The sequence below is a fragment of the Frankia sp. EI5c genome (genome assembly GCF_001636565.1).
Taxonomy (GTDB): domain Bacteria; phylum Actinomycetota; class Actinomycetes; order Frankiales; family Frankiaceae; genus Parafrankia.
Window position 1 is genome coordinate 311,581 of sequence record NZ_LRTK01000006.1, and the last position, 15,718, is coordinate 327,298.

A 15,718-nucleotide genomic window follows, 5' to 3' on the forward strand; every position below is an offset into this window, starting at 1 on the left:
GGGCTCCCGGAGCGGGGCGCGGAGCCGGGCTCCGGGAGCCCGCCCGGCCCGGCCCGGCTCAGGCGACCAGCAGGTCCCGCAGCTGGGCGGCCAGGACGTCCCAGCGCCAGCGCAGCTCGACCCAGGCCCGCCCGGCCGTGCCCATCGAGCGGGCCCGGTCCGGGTCCGCCAGCAGGTCGCCGACCGCGCGGACGAGGCCGCGCAGGTCCTGGCCATCCACCACCACGCCGGTCCGGTTGTCGAGGACCGCATCGGGGGCTCCCCCGCTGCGGCCCGCGACCACCGGCAGGCCCGTCGCCGAGGCCTCCAGATAGACGATCCCGAGGCCCTCCACCTCCAGCCCGGCCCGCCGGCTGCGGCACGGCATGGCGAACACGTCACCGGCGGCGTAGTGGGCCGGCAGCTCCTCCCAGGGCACCGAGCCGGTCAGCACCACGTGGTCGGCGACGTCGTTCTCCCGAACCAGCCGGGCGAGCTCCTGCCGGTACGGCCCGCCTCCGACCAGCAGGAGCGCGGCCCCCGGTACCCGCCGACGCAGTGCCGGCAGGGCCCTGATCAGCATGTCCTGGCCTTTGCGGGGGACCAGCCGGCTCACGCACACGACCACGGGGCGGCCGTCGAGGCCGTACCGCTTCCGCATCTCGTCCCGCCCCTCACCGGGACGGAACAGGTCCGGGTCGACGCCGCTGGGCAGCCGGGCGAGGTCGGGGCGCGGCCCGAACGCCGGCGCGAGCCGGACCCGCGTGTAGTCCGTCAGATAGGTGACGACGTCGGTGGTCGAACCGATCCGGCGCAGGACTTGGCGTGACCCGGGCAGCGCGGCCCACCCCACCTCGTGGCCGTGGGTGCTGGCCACCACCCGGCGCACGCCGATGTCACGGCGCAGCCTCGCTCCCAGCAGGCCGAGTGGGGCCGCGGCGCCGAACCAGAGGGTGTCGCACCGCTCCGCCCGGGCTATCTCCCGCGCGCGGCGCAGAACATCCGGGGTGGGCAGCATCAGCGACGTGGGATGCCGCACCACCGGGAACGGCGCCGCCGCGTCGAACTCGGCGGCGCCCCGCCAGGCCGGCGCGTAGACGACGACCTCGTCGGACGGCAGCCGAGAGGCGAAGTTGTGGACGTAAGCCTGAATTCCTCCCGGACGGGGCGGAAAATCATTGGTCACAGCGAGCACCCGCACGCGGCCATGCTCCCGCATCACCTCTGCCAGGGCTCGCCTGGGACACACAACGCCAACACGCGACCTCCCGGCGCAGCCACCCACACACAGACCGCTCCGGCCGCGGGCGGCGACAAGCCGCGGCGGCCCCGAAGACGCCGGCCCGAGACCGGCCGAACGCGGGGCGGCACCGCCGCGGCGCCGGTCAGGCCGCCCGGAACCGCCGCGGCATGCGGATCAGACCGCCCTCGGCCAGGGCCGCCAGCGCACGGCGCTCGTCATCGTCCCAGTCCACACCGCCGTTCCAGCCCACCCCGCCGCTCCAGCCCACACCGCCGTCCCAGCCCACACCGCCGCTCGGTGCGGCCAGCAGGAAGGTCACCACACAGTCCTCACAGGCGACGTTCTGGGCCACACATGCGTCGCAGTCGATCAGCATCGTGCTCACCTCTCGCCCCCACCCGCGCGGCCGGCAGGGCGCTCTGGCGAGAGCCTGCCGATCATGGCGGAATCGGACACCAGTTCGACACCGCACACGGTAGAAGGGGGGTCCGACAGTTTTTCGCCCGTGCCGGGCCTCGGCCGGGCCGGGCCGGCCGGCCGGCCGGGAACGGACTAGCGATCCAGCCGCGCCAGCAGGGCGTCCGAGGAGACCGTGCGGGCGCCGAGAGCGGCGCAGTTGTCCGCGACCTCCCGGTCGGAGGTCACCACGGCCACCGGCCGCCCCTGCGGCTCGGCCCGGACGAGACGCTGGATCTCGTCGTCGGCGAGCTCGCCGGCCTGGCTGAACACGACGCGCACGCCACGCGGCATCGCCACGCCGACGGGGCGGGCCAGGACCGCCGTCGCATCGAAGACGACCGTCACCTCCGTGTCCAGCGAGCGGCCGGCCAGCGCACCGACGCCGGCCAGCAGCCGCGCCCGCTGCGCCTGCAGGGTCAGGCTGCCGTAGCCGCGCTTGGTGACGTTGTAGCCGTCGATGATCAGATGCAGGCCCGGGATCACGAGAACGTCGTCGATGAGCGAGGGGTCGTCGTCGGACCGCCCGCGGGCGCCGACGGCGGAGAACGGGTCGAAGCCGCGGCCGTTCTCGGCGCGGCTGAGCAGGTCGGCCGGCCGCGCGACGGTCGTCGGCAGTGAGAGCTCACGGCGCACGCCGTTCGCCGCGGCCATCAGGGTGTCGAGCAGCACCCGCATCCGCGCGTCGTCCTGGCTGCGGGATTCGCGGTTGTCCCGGCGGGTCGCCGAGGCCGCCGCCTCCAGATCACTGATCCGGGCCCGCAGGCGCCGGGCCTCGGCGTCGCTCTCCCGGGCGGCCTGCAACGCCGCGTCCCGCTCCGTCTGGGCGGCGAGGCTGGTCTCCCGGGCGGCCGCCTCGGCCCGCCGGACCCGGTCGGCCGAGGTCCGCAGCCGCCGGCGGAGATCCTCCGCCTCGGCCCGGGCCTGGTCCAGCTGCCCGCGCAGCTGATCCTGCTCGGTGCGGGCCAGCCGCCGCACGGCCTCGAGCTGCTCGTTGAGACGGCTGACCTCCCTGGCCGCCTCGTCGATCCGCGCCGAGGAGACCGCCCGCTCCGACGACCGGGCCGCCTCCTCGACGAGCTCCGCCCAGTCCGCGTGGCGCAGGATGTACGCGATCGCGGCCACCTGGGNGGGCGGCGCGGCGGGCGGCGGACCGTCCGGGGCGGTGATGGCGGCGACCAGGTCCGGGTTCGTCCGGCGCACCCATTCCGCGACCCGGCCGCGGAAGTGGGCGTCGTGCTCCATGGCCGACGCGAGCGGGACGGCCCCGAGGCGAGCCCGGCGGGACGGCTTGAACCGGCGTACCGCGACCAGGCTGGGCGGCACGACCGCCTCCGCGAGGTCGGCCAGGGTGTCCGCGGCGTACGAGACCACCTGTGCGCGTACGTCCGCGGGAAGCGCCTCGTTCATTCGCCCGACCTACACCGGCTGGCGGGCCGCCGCAGCACCGCCGCGGCTGCCCGCGGTGACGAGACGAACACGAAAAAGCACCGGTCCAGGCCGCTGACCGACCGTGGCCGACCGGGCGGTCGATGCAGCACCACGGGCACGGGGACTCCGGAACGGAACGACGACAGCGACAGTCCAGAGTATCGGTCGGTCGACTCGCCTTCCCGGACCCGGCTGGCTGTTCCGACAGCCACGGGCCACTCGCGCGGCTGTCGGGGATCCGACTCCGGCCGCCACCGCCCCGCGGAGCGCGCTATCGCTTACCGAACGCCGCCAGCCGGCGACGGGGGGCGGCGACCTGAAGCCGGTCCGCCCGTGAACGCGGCGATCCAAACGCAAACCGCGACGACCAGCATTGGACGGCGGCCATCGGTGAAATTCACCGCCACACGGCGACGAAGGCAGCTGCCGCCAGCCGATACCGCGCACTCGATCAACGAACCCGATACCGGCGAATGGAGCCCATTGAGCAGCCGAAATCGGACTTATGTAACCTCGCCGTGTTTATTGTGTGCTCTGCCTCGTTGCATGTGCGGCGGCGGCCGTCGAGAGGACCCTCGTGACCGACCAGACCCCACCTGGCCAGCCCTCCCCCGGTCAGGACAACCAGGAGACCTGGAGGGCGCCGAACAGCTCCTGGCAGCCGCCGCCGGACGCGGGCGGCCAGCCGGCCGGCCCGACGGCGACACCACCGCCCGCGCCGATACCCCCGTCGCAGCCGCAGTGGGGCACGGGCGCCCCCGCGGCCGGGCAGGAGGGTGGCTGGCCCGCGACCACCCCCGTCGGCGGCTGGGGCACGCCGCCCGCCGCGGGGCCCACCCCGGAGAGCTCCTGGCCGGGAGCGGGGCAGCCGCAGCAGCAGTGGCCGGCGCAGGGCACCGACACGCCGTGGGGACAGCCCGGGCAGGCCGGCGCCGGGTGGCCCGCGCCAGGCGGGCAGCCGGGACAGCCGGGACAGCCGGGACAGCCGGGCACAGGGTGGCAGCAGCCCACCGGCTACCCGGGCCAGTACCCGCCGGGTGACTACCAGGCCCAGTACCCGCAGGGCTACCAGCAGCCGGGGAACTGGCCTCAGCCGGGCGGGCCCGGCGGCCCGGCCCCGCAGCGCCGCAACCCCGCCCTGATCATCGTCCCGCTGGCGATCGTCGCGGCCGTCGTTCTCGGCCTGGTCATCGTGTTCGCCACCAAGGACGACGACTCCTCGGTCACGGCCGCCCCCACCACCGCCAGCCCGGGTGTCGGCAGCGGGCCGGTCGCCGCTCCCACGCTGCCGGGCGCCGCGCCCCGGCCCACCGGAACCGCGCCCGCCGACGGCGGCGCCGCCGGGCCGCAGCAGCCCAACGCGCCCGAGGGCTGCGTCGCGCTCACCCCGGGCCAGGCCCCCGCGGGGGTGGCAACCATCGGCGGCAGCGCGACGGTCACCGGGAACGCGAGGTCCTCGATCAGCGACTTCGAGGCCAAGGTCACCATCAACTGGGTCTGCACCTCCACCCGCCGGGTCGAGGAGTACGGCGACCCGCCCGTCCAGGGCGCCTACTACGTCGTCAACGCCACCGTGGAGGTCTCCCGCGGAGAGACCTCCGCGGCGCCGACGGACTTCTACGTCCAGACAGCTGACGGCAGCCGCTACGACGGCGAGTTCAGCTCGGTGGAGCCCGAGCTCTACACGAGCGACGTCAAGGCCGGCCAGAAGGTCACCGGTCTGCTGATCATCGACGCGCCCGCCGGCCACCACACACTGAACTGGGAGCCGCTGTTCGCCGTGCAGGCGGCGAAGTTCCAGCTCTGAGCGCGGTGCACCCGCCAGCCAGTCCTGTGCCCTCCCGGTAGTCCGGAAGCCTGGCGGGCCCGCGCGCCCCCCGAAATCCTGCGCCCTACCNGACCGAAGCCCTCCCGCCCACGGAGCGGCCGGCCCGCGGGAGGGCGCGGGATCTCAGGACGCCTTCCGTTCCGGACCGGGACGGGTACCGGGCAGGTCGTCGGGAGGGCCAGCCGGCCGTCCGACGCGCACTCCGACACGCACTCCGACACGCACTCCGGCGGTCAGGGCGCGCCCTTGCCGGCCAGCGCGGCCCGGAGCCGCTCGGCCACGTCGTCCATCATCGCCGGGTCGGGATCCGGGTCGGCGAGCGAGAAGCTCATCTGTGACTCCGAGTCGATCGGGAACAGGTGGACGTGGGTGTGCGGAACCTCCAGCCCCGCGAGCATCGCCGCCACCCGGCGCGGCCTGAAGACCGTGTCGATAGCCCGCCCGACGGTGGCCGCGGCGCTCCAGACCGAGCGCACCACGTCGTCGGGCAGGTCGATCCAGTGGTCGACCTCGAGCCGCGGCACGACGAGGGTGTGGCCGGGACGGACCGGCGCGATCGACAGGAAGGCCACCGAGACCTCGTCCGAGTACACGATGCGGCCCGGCAGCTCGCCGTTGATGATCCGTGTGAAGACACTGGTCATAGCGGGACCCTACCGAGATCACCCCGGTGGCACGCGCGGCTCGACATCCGCCCGGACCGGCCGCCGGACCCGGCGACGGACTCGGGCACCACGGCACCGGAATCCGCTCGACCAGGGCACTACGTTAACCCGCCGTTTTCCTGACTTTGGAACAAAACGGGAAAATCGTGCATTGGGGCCACCAGTCGGACACGCCGGAAGCACACCAGTGCACCAACACGCCGGTTCATACGGAATGATGCTTCGAGTGGCCAGGTTTGAGACGAACGGCATCAGAGTCGGCCGTATCAGTGTCGACTGCTCCGATGTGGGCACAATGATCCGGTTCTGGTCCGCCGCTCTGGGCTATGAGGTGTCCGAGCAGGCCGACGACGCGGCCCTGCTGCGCCACCCCGCCGGAGTCGGGCCCAAGCTCCTGCTGCGGCGGCGGCCCCGGCAGCGCTCCTCGCGGTGGGTGGGACGCCGGCCGGGTCGCCGGGACGACCAGGCGGTGCCGGACGACGAGAACACCAACCGGCTGCACCTGGAGCTGTACGCGGTCGACGCCGAGCGGGTGGTCGGCTGGCTGACGTCGCTGGGCGCGAGCCAGCAGTCCCGGTACGAGGCACATGGGGAGACGGGCTACGTGCTGCGAGACCCCGAGGGCAACGAGTTCCGCCTGATGAGCGCCGGGCCCACGGCGTTCGCCCGCCCCTACGCCTGAGCCGACGCCTGATCCGACGTCCGCAAGGCGCGGGAATGTCGCACCCGCCGCCTAGGGTGTGCCCCGTGTGCCCTGTTCCCGTCCGCTCCGGTGGGATGCCGCGCCAGGCGAGCCTGGCGGAGCTCGGCCGTCCGCTTTCCGACCTCACCTTCGTCGTCGTCGACCTGGAGACCACCGGCGGGTCACCGGCGACCGCCGAGATCACCGAGATCGGCGCGGTGAAGGTGCGCGGCGGCCAGGTCCTCGGCGAGATGTCGACCCTGGTCCGCACCACCAGCCCGGTGCCGGCGGCGATCACCGTGCTCACCGGCATCACCACCGCCATGCTGGTCACCGCGCCCGCCCTCGACGAGGTCATGCCGACCTTCCTGGAGTTCTCCCGCGGGGCCGTGCTCGTCGCCCACAACGCGCCGTTCGACCTCGGTTTCCTGCGCGCCGCGGCGCAGTCCTGCGGCTACCCCGTCCCGTCCTGGGAGCACCTCGACACGGTGCGGATCGCGCGCCGGGTGGTGACCCGGGACGAGTCGCCGGACTGCCGGCTGTCGTCGCTCGCCGCACTGTTCGGCAGCCCGACCCGGCCGAACCACCGGGCGCTCGCCGACGCCCGGGCCACGGTCGACGTCCTGCACGGGCTGTTCGAGCGCCTGGGCAACCTGGGCATCAGCACGATCGAGGATCTGCGGGAGTACAGCGCGCGGGTCTCCCCGGCCCAGCGGCGCAAGCGCCACCTCGCCGACGACCTGCCGACCGGCCCCGGCGTCTACATCTTCCGGGACGGATCGGGCCGGCCGCTGTACGTCGGCACGTCCCGCTCGATGCGCTCCCGGGTGCGCAACTACTTCACCGCGAGCGAGCCGCGGACCCGGATGGCGGAGATGGTCGCCCTCGCCGAGCGGGTGGACGCGATCGGCTGCGCGCACGCCCTGGAGGCGCAGGTACGGGAGCTGCGGTTGATCGCCCAGTACAAACCGCCCTACAACCGCCGCTCCCGCAACCCCGAGCGGGCGGTCTACCTGCGCCTGACCGACGAGCCCTTTCCCCGGCTCTCCCGGGTCCGCTCCCTGGGGGACGGCGTCACCTACCTCGGCCCGTTCACCAGCACCCGGGCGGCCGACGAGGCGCAGGCCGCGCTGCTGGCCGCCCTCCCGGTTCGGCAGTGCACCACCCGGTTGACGCCGCGCCGCCCGACGGCCGCGTGCGTGCTCGCCGAGCTGGGGCGCTGCGGCGCGCCGTGCGACGGCCGGCAGAGCGTGGCGGAGTACGGCGCGGTCATCGACGCCGCCCGCGACGCCATGACCGGCGACCCGGCGCCGGTGCAGGATGCCCTCGGGCGCCAGATCGCCCAGCTGGCGGCACAGCAGCGCTATGAGGAGGCCGGCGAGGTGCGCGACCGGCTGGCCGGCTACCTGCGGGCGGCCGCGCGCCGGCAGCGGCTCGCCGCGCTGACCCGCGTCCCGGAGATAGTCGCCGCGGCACCCACCGCCGACGCCGGCTGGGATCTCTCGGTGATCCGGCACGGTCGTCTCGTCTCCGCCGCCTCGGTGCCGCGCGGCATCGACCCCAGGCCGTGGGTGGACGCGGTCGTGGCGAGCGCCGAGACCGTCCGGCCCGCCCCCGGCCCGACCCCCGCCGCGTCGGTGGAGGAGACCGAGCGGATCGGTCGGTGGCTGGCGGCCCCGGGAGTCCGCCTGGTGCGGCTGGAAGGCGAGTGGAGCTGGCCGGCACACGGCGCGATCCGGGCCGCCCAGCGGTTCGCCCGGCCGGACGACAGCCACGACCCGGTCTGGCCCACATCCTGACGGCAAAGACGAAGGGCCATCCCCGTCGGTGACGGGGATGGCCCTTCGCGAGGCCCCTTCGGCTCTTCGGCTCCTCCAGACGCCGGTGCCGCCCGCGGGGCGCGCGGCACCGCGATGCGCGGCGGCTCAGTGCTTGCCGGGACCACCGCCCACGCCGGAGCCCGTGCCACCGGCGACCGGCTTCTCGGACTCCTCGGTGAAGAAGCCACCGACAGCCGCGCCGGCCCGGCGCGCGAGCCCCTTGCCGTGACCGCCGTCGCCGTTGCCGCTCGGGAGCGGGATCCGGTCGGTCGGCACCTGCGGATAGTCGGACACCGGCGGCGGCTTGGGCCGGTGGTCCTCCACGAACTCGCCGTTGGCGAGCTGGCGGATGATGCCGGTCTCGATGCCGTGCGCCGAGATCTCGTGATCCCGCTCGTTCAGCGCGATGCACAGCTTCTTGGTGACCCAGTACGCGATCGGGGGAACGACGATCAGGCCGATGCGGCCCGCCCAGGTCATCGCGTTCAGCGAGATGCTGAACGTGTGGGCGATGATGTCGTTACCACCGGAGATCCACAGCACCAGGTAGAAGCTGAGGCTCATCACGCCCAGCGCGGTGCGGGTCGGGGTCTCCCGCGGGCGCTGGAGCAGGTTGTGCGACGCCCGGTCCCCGGTGAACTTCGCCTCCAGGAACGGGTAGAGCGCAGCCAGCGTGAACAGCACGCCGGGCAGGATGGCCGTCGGCCAGAGCAGCGCCGGGATGGTGTGCCCGAGGCCGCGGAACTCCCACGGCGGCATGAGCCGGGTGGACCCGTCCAGGAAGCCGATGTACCAGTCGGGCTGGGACGCCGAGCTGACCTTGGCCGGGTCGTACGGGCCGAACGTCCAGATCGGGTTGATCTGGGCGAGGCCGCCGAGCAGGGCGAGCACCGCGAAGGTCAGCATGAAGAAGCCGCCGGACTTCACCGCGAACACCGGGAAGACCCGGTGGCCGACCACGTTGTGCTCGGTCTTGCCCGGGCCGGGGAAGTCGGTGTGCTTCTGGTGCCACAGGATGCCCATGTGCGCACCGATCAGCGCNAGCAGGATGCCCGGCACGAGCAGGATGTGCACCACGTACAGCCGCGGGATGAAGTTCTCGCCCGGGAACTCGCCGTTGAAGACCAGGAACGACGCCCAGGTACCGATGACCGGGATGGACTGGGCGATCGACGCCGCGATCCGCAGGCCGGTGCCGGAGAGCAGGTCGTCCGGCAGCGAGTAGCCGGCGAAACCCTCGACCAGCGCCAGCATCAGCAGGCCGATGCCGATCAGCCAGTTGACCTCACGCGGCTTGCGGAACGCCCCGGTGAAGAACACCCGCATCATGTGGGCGATGATCGACGCGACGAAGATCAGCGCCGCCCAGTGGTGGATCTGGCGGAACACCAGACCGGCCCGGGTGTCGAAGCTGATGTCCAGCGTCGACGCGTAGGCGCGGCTCATCTCGACGCCCTTGAGCGGCACGTACGAGCCGTTGTAGATGATCTCAACGTTCGACGGGTCGAAGAAGAGCGTCAGATAGATGCCGGTGAGCAGCAGCACCACGAAGCTGTAGAGCGCGATCTCACCGATGAGGAAGGACCAGTGGTCCGGGAACACCTTGTTGAAGTTCCGGCGGATCGCCGTCTGGGTCCCGAACCGCTCGTCGATGGCGCGGTTGACCTTGCGCGCCGGCGTCGGCCGCTTCTGGAACTTCGGCACGGGTGCGGATTCGGTGGTCATGAGCGCTCCCAGAACGCGGCGCCGACGGGCTCGGTGTAGTCCCCGTCACGGGCGATGAAGTAGCCCTCGTCATCCACCGCGATGGCGAGCTGCGGCAGGGAGCGGCTCGCCGGCCCGAAGATCGCCCGACACCCGTCAGGCACGTCGAACACCGACTGGTGGCAGGGGCAGAGCAGGTGGTGGGTCTGCTGCTCGTAGAGGCTGACCGGGCAGCCGGCGTGCGTGCAGATCTTCGAGTAGGCGACGTGACCGTCGACGGCCCAGTCCTCGCGGCCCTCGCGCGGCTTGTTCACGCCGGGCTCCAGGCGGATGAGGATCGTGGTGCTGTCCGCCTTGGCGTGCAGGTCGACCTTCGGCTCGTAGGAGATGCTGCCGTCGGCCTCCTTCACCGGGATCGCCGGGAGCACCGTCTCGATGCCACCGATCGCGATGTCGCCGAGCTTGACGTAGCGGCCCTGCAGGTTGACCAGGCGGGCGCCCTTGACCCAGTGGGTGTGGTCGAGCTTCTTGCCCGGCTTGCTGTTGGTCAGGTTGAGCAGCGGCACGACCAGCAGCCCACCGAGCACCGTGCCGGCGGCCAGCAGACTGCGCCGCAGGAGCGGGTACTTGGCGAGGCCGGTGTCGGCGAAGCCGAGAGCGACCTCGTCCTCGGTGAGCGCGATCTCCTCCTGCGAGGAGGTGAACTCGTGCCGCTCCTGCACCGCGTGCTCATGCGGCATCAGGCGCTTGGCCCACAGGACCATGCCGATCCCGAGGCCACCGAGCGCCATGCCGAGCGCGGCGCCCATGCAGGGCGTGTAGTACGCCTCGTGCTTGTCACCGACGAAGTTGGTGATGACGAAGCCCACCGTGCCGGCGACGGAGATGGCGAACCAGAAGGCGATGAGCCGCTCGGCACGCCGCGACGCCCGCCGGTCGTACTCCGCGGTGTGCGGCGCGCGGGGGACCACTCCCCCGCCGCCACCGCTGCCCCGCGCCGTCGCGGTGGCGGCACCACCGGACCGCATGACCGTGGTCTCCGGGCTCTGGGAGGAGTCGGTCTGGTGCGGGGGTGTGCCGAGCACCTCGGGTCCGTCATGTCCCGCGTCGGGGACATCCGGGCCACCGGCTCGGGGGTCGGCGGCGTCCTTGGCGTGCCCGGCGGTGTCGACCGGGTGCTTCGTCCTTTTGAAGATGCTGCTCATCGAGTCCTGGTCTGATTTGTCGGCCGGCTCTCCCTGATAGCCGGCGTAGTGCATGCGGCGCTCGGGGGAATCCGGCGGCTGCTCGTCGCCGGCCGCGGACTCCGGCCCGGTCGGACCCTGGCTGGCGCTCACAGTTNCTGCCTCGCTCCGATCCAGAGGCAGACGCCGAGCAGCGCGCCAAGACCGATGACGATCGCGACCAGGCCCTCGGGAACCGGGCCGTACTTGCCGATCGAGGCACCACCGGGAGCCGGGGCTTCCTGGAGGTGGCGGACGTACGCGGCGACCGCGACGGCCTCCTCATCGGTGATCTGGCCCGGGCCGAACACCGGCATGGACTCCGGTCCGGTCCGCATGGCCTCGATGACCTGGTTGGTGGTGGCCTGGCTGAGCGACGGCGCGAACTTCCCGTAGGTCAGCGGTGCGCCGGCGCCGGCGGCCTGGTGGCACTGGGCGCAGTTCGTCAGGAAGAGCTCTCCGCCCTCGGCGAGGTCGGCGTCGTTGAGCTCGGCTTCCGTGACGTTCGGGACCTCGGGGCCGCCACCCAACGACTGGATGTAGGCCGCGACCTGGTCGATCTGTGTTTCCGAGTAGAGCGGGTCCTTGCGGTCGGCCTGCGCCNCGGGCGCGGCGAGCGGCATGCGGCCCGTGGACATCTGGAAGTCCACCGCGGCCGCGCCGACACCGATCAGGCTCGGAGCCTCGGCGGACCCCTGGGCCTCCAGGCCGTGGCAGCTGGCACACCCCTGCAGGTACAGGGCGCGACCCTGGCGCACGGCCTCGTTCGCGTCCGGAGTCTCCGTCGCGTTGCCCCCGGGAGCGAGCACCGTCCACATCACTCCCGTGGCCAGCAGGCCGAGGAGCAGGACGATGGACGACGACCGTCGACGGCGACGCGCGGAGGTCGACCGGGATCGCCGGGCGATCCTCGCCGGGACGAGCCGGGATCTGCCGGCCTCGCCCGCGGACGAGGACCCCGCGGATTCGGATGCCTTGGATGTGGTCATGTCGCTCACTGGAGGAGGTAGATGGTGGCGAACAGGGCGATCCAGACGACATCGACGAAGTGCCAGTAGTACGACACGACGATCGCCGACGTCGCCTTCTCGGGCGTGAAGCGCCCATAGGTCGACCTGGCCAGCACCAGAACGAAGGCGACCAGCCCACCGATCACGTGCAACCCGTGGAACCCGGTGGTCAGGTAGTACACCGACCCGTAGCCATGCGACGCCAGGGTGAACTCGTTCTCCTTGAAGTACTCCCAGGCCTGACCGCCGACGAAGACGATCCCCATGATCAGCGAGATGAGGTACCAGCGGCGCAGCCCGATGACGTCGCCGCGTTCCGCGGCGAAGACTCCGAGCTGGCAGGTCACGCTGGACAGGACCAGGATCACCGTGAAGAAGAGCGCATACGGGACGTGCAGGTGCACGGGACCGATCTCGGACCCGGCCGGGTCGCCGGTGACCGGCGGCCAGTTACCGCTGTTGACCGAGCGGATCGTGTAGTACATCGCGAACAGTGCCGCGAAGAACATCAGCTCCGACGACAGCCACACCACCGTGCCGACCGAGACCATCGAGGGACGGTTGGCCGCCGGGTGCGCTGGAGGAGCCTTCTCGAGGACAGGGGCTGAGGCCACGACGGTCATTCTGGCATGTGACGCCGCACGCGCCACCGTAGGTTCGACAATCGGTAGGACTACACGGCGTCGACGACGCGCGAAACGCGCGTCCAGAAGATCGAAAATCGCGCGGATCACACCCGAACTGCCTGCTAATACGCAGGTTCTGGTACCCGATGAGGTGTCCGCCACGCCGGGGGACCACTTGGCGGCCCGCCGGTTGTTGTGTCCCTCACCTGTGACGGCGCGCCGTGCTCGCGGTGGCCCGGACGGCTCAGTCCGCGAGTGCGGCGAGCGCGCGGATGCCCTCCGCGGGGAAGGTCAGCCCCTCCTCCGTCCCGGGGTCGACGGCGAGCATGAGGTCCTCGGAGGGCCACATCCGCAGCAGCGCCCCGAGCGGCACCCGGCGGTAGCGGCCGACCCCCGGCAGGGCGTCGGCCAGCCGCCGCTCGGAGGTGAACGTGGGCACGAACTGCCGGCCGTCGGGCTGCTCGGCGACGGGGAGCTTCACCACCCGCGCGTCGCCGTTGTCCCGCCCCGGGTCGCTGAGGTCCGGCACGAGGATGTCCGAGGTGGCGAGCGCACCCAGCGCCGCCGAGTCGTCCTGGTCGCGGGCCAGCCGGTGCAGCGCGTCGCCTGCGCGGGTGGTCCCGCCGGCCGGCTCACCACCGACCAGATCACCACCGACCAGATCACCGTCGGTCAGGTCACCGCGGGTCTGGTGGGGGTACGTGCGGTCCGCGCCGGTCTCCCGGGCACGGTCGAAGTCGTCGCCGTCGCGGCGGGCGTCGTCGTCGGTCACGGGACCGCTCCCCTCGGGCCGGGCATCGAGCCTGTCGCAGGCACGCATACCCGGCCCGGTCCGAGATAACGGCCGAGCCGGCCGGCAGGTCCCACGGATCCCGGAGACGGCGGTCCCGGGAGGTCAGCCCGGCAGCGCGAGGTCGGCGATCAGGCTGCGCCGGGTGGCGCCGACGACGGGTGCGGCGTCGCTGTACGACGGGTGGTCCACCACCAGCTCGACGGGGACCTCGGGATCGCGGAACGCGTCGCGGGTCTCGTCCGTGAGCGGGAAGCGGAACATGTGCACCGACACCGTCTCGCTCGGGGCGTCCGGGTCCTCGTCGATGCCGGGAACCTCGACCGCGGGCACCACGACCCCGCCGATCTCCAGCGAGATGGCGCGCTGGACGCCGTCCAGACGGCGCAGCTCGTCGCGCACCGCGCCGAGCTCGTCGAGCTCGATGAACATCGTGGCGGTGAGCGCGTGGCTGGACGGCAGCAGCCGCGAGTAGACGTCGATCTCGTGGGCGACGTCGTCGGGGGCGGTGAGCCGCTCGGTGAAGACCATCTCCTGCACCTGGTACCGCAGGGTCTCCGCGTTCTCGAACTCGAACAGCAGAATGTCCCCGACCCGGACGCGCCGTTCGGCCCGGATCGGGATCATCCGCGCGCGGGCGGAGCTCCGCCGGGCGGAGTAGGACCGGTGGTCCGTCGTGATGTCGGCGATGGTGAACGCCATCGTGCTACCTCCTGCCTCGTCGCGAGGGGCGCAGGGACCTCCGCGGACCTGCGAGAAGTATCCGGGTGGGCGGGACCTGCCAGGGACCGGACACGGGCCGGCCCGGGTGACCGCGAGATACCGGCGCGGGCCGGGGCGCCCGCCGGAGCGGGTCCACCGGCCCTGGGCCGAAGTCCCGGGCGGGGTGCGGCCGACCGACCCGGGCGGGGGTGGGCACGAGTTCTCCCGCGCCCACCCCCTGGTGCTCCGACGGGCTGTTCGCCCGACCGAGGCGCGGTCGCGATCAGGCGTCCGCGGTCTCCTCGGCGGTCACCGCGTCGAGGGCCTTCTTGAAGCGGCCGGCGTGGGTCTTCTCCGCGCGGGCCAGCGTCGCGAACCAGTCGGCGATCTCGTCGAAGCCCTCTTCGCGGGCGGTCTTCGCGAAGCCCGGGTACATCGCGGTGAACTCGTAGGTCTCGCCGGCAACGGCACTCGCGAGGTTCTTCGCGGTGCTGCCGACCGGCTCGCCCGTCGCCGGGTCGCCGACCTCGGCGAGGAAGTCCATGTGCCCGAACGCGTGGCCCGTCTCGCCCTCGGCGGTGTCACGGAAGAGGGCGGAGGCGTCGGTCAGACCCTCGATGTCCGCCCGGCGGGCGAAGTACAGGTAGCGGCGGTTCGCCTGGCTCTCGCCGGCGAAGGCCTCCTTGAGGTTCTCGTGCGTCTTGGTGCCGTCAAGCTTCGGCATGCGAACTCCTTCAGCTTCCTGGTGAATGTTCTGCCGCGCCCGCCGGCCCGGGCACGTGGCCCGCGCCGGCGGTCTGACACTCCGGGCACAGACCTCGGAACTGCAGGTCGTAACCGGTGATCGTGAAGCCGGACCGCCGCGCGATCTCGGCCACCATCCCGTCCGGGACGGGATGGTCGACATCCGCGGCGCGGCCGCACCGCTCGCACACGGCGTGGTCGTGCCGGCTGGTGTTGGCGTCGTACCTGGCGGCCGAGCCGTCCCCGAGGTTCAGTTCCAGGGCGTGGCCGGTCGCCACCAGCATCGCGAGCGCGCGGTACACCGTGGCGCTGCCGATCCCAGGGGCAGCGATCCGCACGCGCTCGTAGACCTCGGCCGCCGTGGGATGATCGTCGGCGGCCTTCAGCACCCCCAGCACAGCACCGCGCTGGGGAGTGAGACGCAGTTCGGTCCGCTCCGGCATCGATCACGCCCGTCATCGGTTGGCGCCGCCCGCGCCGGGGTCCCGCGGGATCTCGAGCGGCGGGCCGGACGCTGGACAAACTTTGAGAACGAGTATCAGTATCACTGATACTCGCGTCAGATGGCAAACCCCTCCGGTCTGGACCATCCGGCTGGCCGGTCAGGCGGGGCACCGCCCGCGGCCGCGGGCCCGGCTCGATGATGATGTCCCGCGCACGCGGCCATGACCGTACAGGTCGTCACGGAGTGTCGGCGGAGCCGGATGGGCGCGCGACCGCCAGGCCGCGAACAGATAGCCTTCNGGGCGGATACCGGGATGGCGCGACCAGCGACACCACGGCCGGGGCCTCTCGCGGTCATGCCGAGGTCCGGA

General features: G+C 72.5%; 14 protein-coding genes and 4 pseudogenes. 3 read left to right on the plus strand and 15 right to left on the minus strand.

The genetic code is table 11. The features are described 5' to 3' along the window. Positions 1-58: 58 nt before the first annotated feature. The 4 genes and pseudogenes from UG55_RS04730 to UG55_RS32485 all read right to left on the minus strand — a co-directional run. Positions 59-1,180 (minus strand): glycosyltransferase family 4 protein, encoded by a 1,122-nt coding sequence (locus tag UG55_RS04730; RefSeq protein ID WP_066063555.1) that lies wholly within the window; start codon positions 1,178-1,180, stop codon positions 59-61. A gap of 184 nt (positions 1,181-1,364) precedes the next feature. Next, positions 1,365-1,598 carry a hypothetical protein gene (locus tag UG55_RS04735; RefSeq protein WP_066063336.1) on the minus strand — a complete coding sequence of 78 codons (234 nt, stop codon included), beginning with the start codon at positions 1,596-1,598 and terminating at the stop codon, positions 1,365-1,367. 176 nt (positions 1,599-1,774) lie between these two features. Continuing rightward, the coding region (locus tag UG55_RS04740; protein WP_242423734.1) for an NYN domain-containing protein at positions 1,775-2,808 on the minus strand (1,034 nt) is incomplete at its 5' end. Between the two features lies 1 nt (position 2,809). Beyond that, positions 2,810-3,088 (minus strand): annotated as a pseudogene (locus tag UG55_RS32485) (hypothetical protein); the annotation flags it as partial. Positions 3,089-3,686: 598 nt separating this feature from the next. On the opposite strand from UG55_RS32485, the gene UG55_RS04745 reads away from it, so the two are divergent. Continuing rightward, positions 3,687-4,916, plus strand: coding sequence for a DUF4352 domain-containing protein (locus UG55_RS04745; protein WP_066063343.1), 1,230 nt, complete (start codon positions 3,687-3,689; stop codon positions 4,914-4,916). 254 nt (positions 4,917-5,170) lie between these two features. Here the strand turns inward: UG55_RS04745 and UG55_RS04750 are convergent, their stop codons facing one another. After that, positions 5,171-5,581, minus strand: a complete 411-nt coding sequence (locus UG55_RS04750; RefSeq protein ID WP_066063348.1) for an HIT family protein — start codon at positions 5,579-5,581, stop codon at positions 5,171-5,173. A 235-nt stretch (positions 5,582-5,816) separates the two neighbouring features. Between UG55_RS04750 and UG55_RS04755 the strand changes: the two genes are divergently transcribed. Together UG55_RS04755 and UG55_RS04760 are read left to right on the plus strand one after the other, a co-directional pair. Continuing rightward, positions 5,817-6,284 carry a VOC family protein gene (locus UG55_RS04755; RefSeq protein ID WP_066063351.1) on the plus strand — a complete coding sequence of 156 codons (468 nt, stop codon included), beginning with the start codon at positions 5,817-5,819 and terminating at the stop codon, positions 6,282-6,284. A gap of 95 nt (positions 6,285-6,379) precedes the next feature. After that, positions 6,380-8,083 (plus strand): DEDD exonuclease domain-containing protein, encoded by a 1,704-nt coding sequence (locus UG55_RS04760; RefSeq protein ID WP_066063354.1) that lies wholly within the window; start codon positions 6,380-6,382, stop codon positions 8,081-8,083. A gap of 126 nt (positions 8,084-8,209) precedes the next feature. Here the strand turns inward: UG55_RS04760 and UG55_RS32490 are convergent. From UG55_RS32490 to UG55_RS04800, 10 genes and pseudogenes are all read right to left on the minus strand, one after another. Next, positions 8,210-9,145 (minus strand): cytochrome b N-terminal domain-containing protein (locus UG55_RS32490; protein WP_242423735.1); only part of this gene is annotated, 936 nt, incomplete at its 5' end. A 1-nt stretch (position 9,146) separates the two neighbouring features. After that, positions 9,147-9,829 (minus strand): annotated as a pseudogene (locus tag UG55_RS32495) (cytochrome bc complex cytochrome b subunit); the annotation flags it as partial. Next, entirely contained in the window at positions 9,826-11,145 is a 1,320-nt protein-coding gene (locus UG55_RS04770) for a ubiquinol-cytochrome c reductase iron-sulfur subunit (protein WP_066063361.1), read from the minus strand. The gene UG55_RS04770 and the pseudogene UG55_RS32495, both read right to left, overlap by 4 nt. Positions 11,146-11,150: 5 nt before the next feature. Continuing rightward, positions 11,151-11,634, minus strand: a pseudogene (locus tag UG55_RS32500) (c-type cytochrome); the annotation flags it as partial. 1 nt (position 11,635) lies between these two features. Then, a pseudogene (locus UG55_RS32505) lies at positions 11,636-12,020 on the minus strand (c-type cytochrome); the annotation flags it as partial. 5 nt (positions 12,021-12,025) lie between these two features. Next, positions 12,026-12,664 carry a heme-copper oxidase subunit III gene (locus tag UG55_RS04780; protein WP_066063363.1) on the minus strand — a complete coding sequence of 213 codons (639 nt, stop codon included), beginning with the start codon at positions 12,662-12,664 and terminating at the stop codon, positions 12,026-12,028. 247 nt (positions 12,665-12,911) lie between these two features. Next, a complete protein-coding gene (locus tag UG55_RS04785; RefSeq protein WP_242423736.1) occupies positions 12,912-13,439 on the minus strand; it encodes an SseB family protein in 528 nt (175 codons plus the stop codon). Positions 13,440-13,562: 123 nt separating this feature from the next. Further along, a complete protein-coding gene (locus UG55_RS04790; RefSeq protein WP_066063366.1) occupies positions 13,563-14,159 on the minus strand; it encodes a DUF3501 family protein in 597 nt (198 codons plus the stop codon). A gap of 283 nt (positions 14,160-14,442) precedes the next feature. After that, entirely contained in the window at positions 14,443-14,883 is a 441-nt protein-coding gene (locus tag UG55_RS04795; protein ID WP_066063369.1) for a rubrerythrin family protein, read from the minus strand. 10 nt (positions 14,884-14,893) lie between these two features. After that, positions 14,894-15,346, minus strand: a complete 453-nt coding sequence (locus tag UG55_RS04800; protein ID WP_066063372.1) for a Fur family transcriptional regulator — start codon at positions 15,344-15,346, stop codon at positions 14,894-14,896. Between the last annotated feature and the right edge of the window lie 372 nt (positions 15,347-15,718).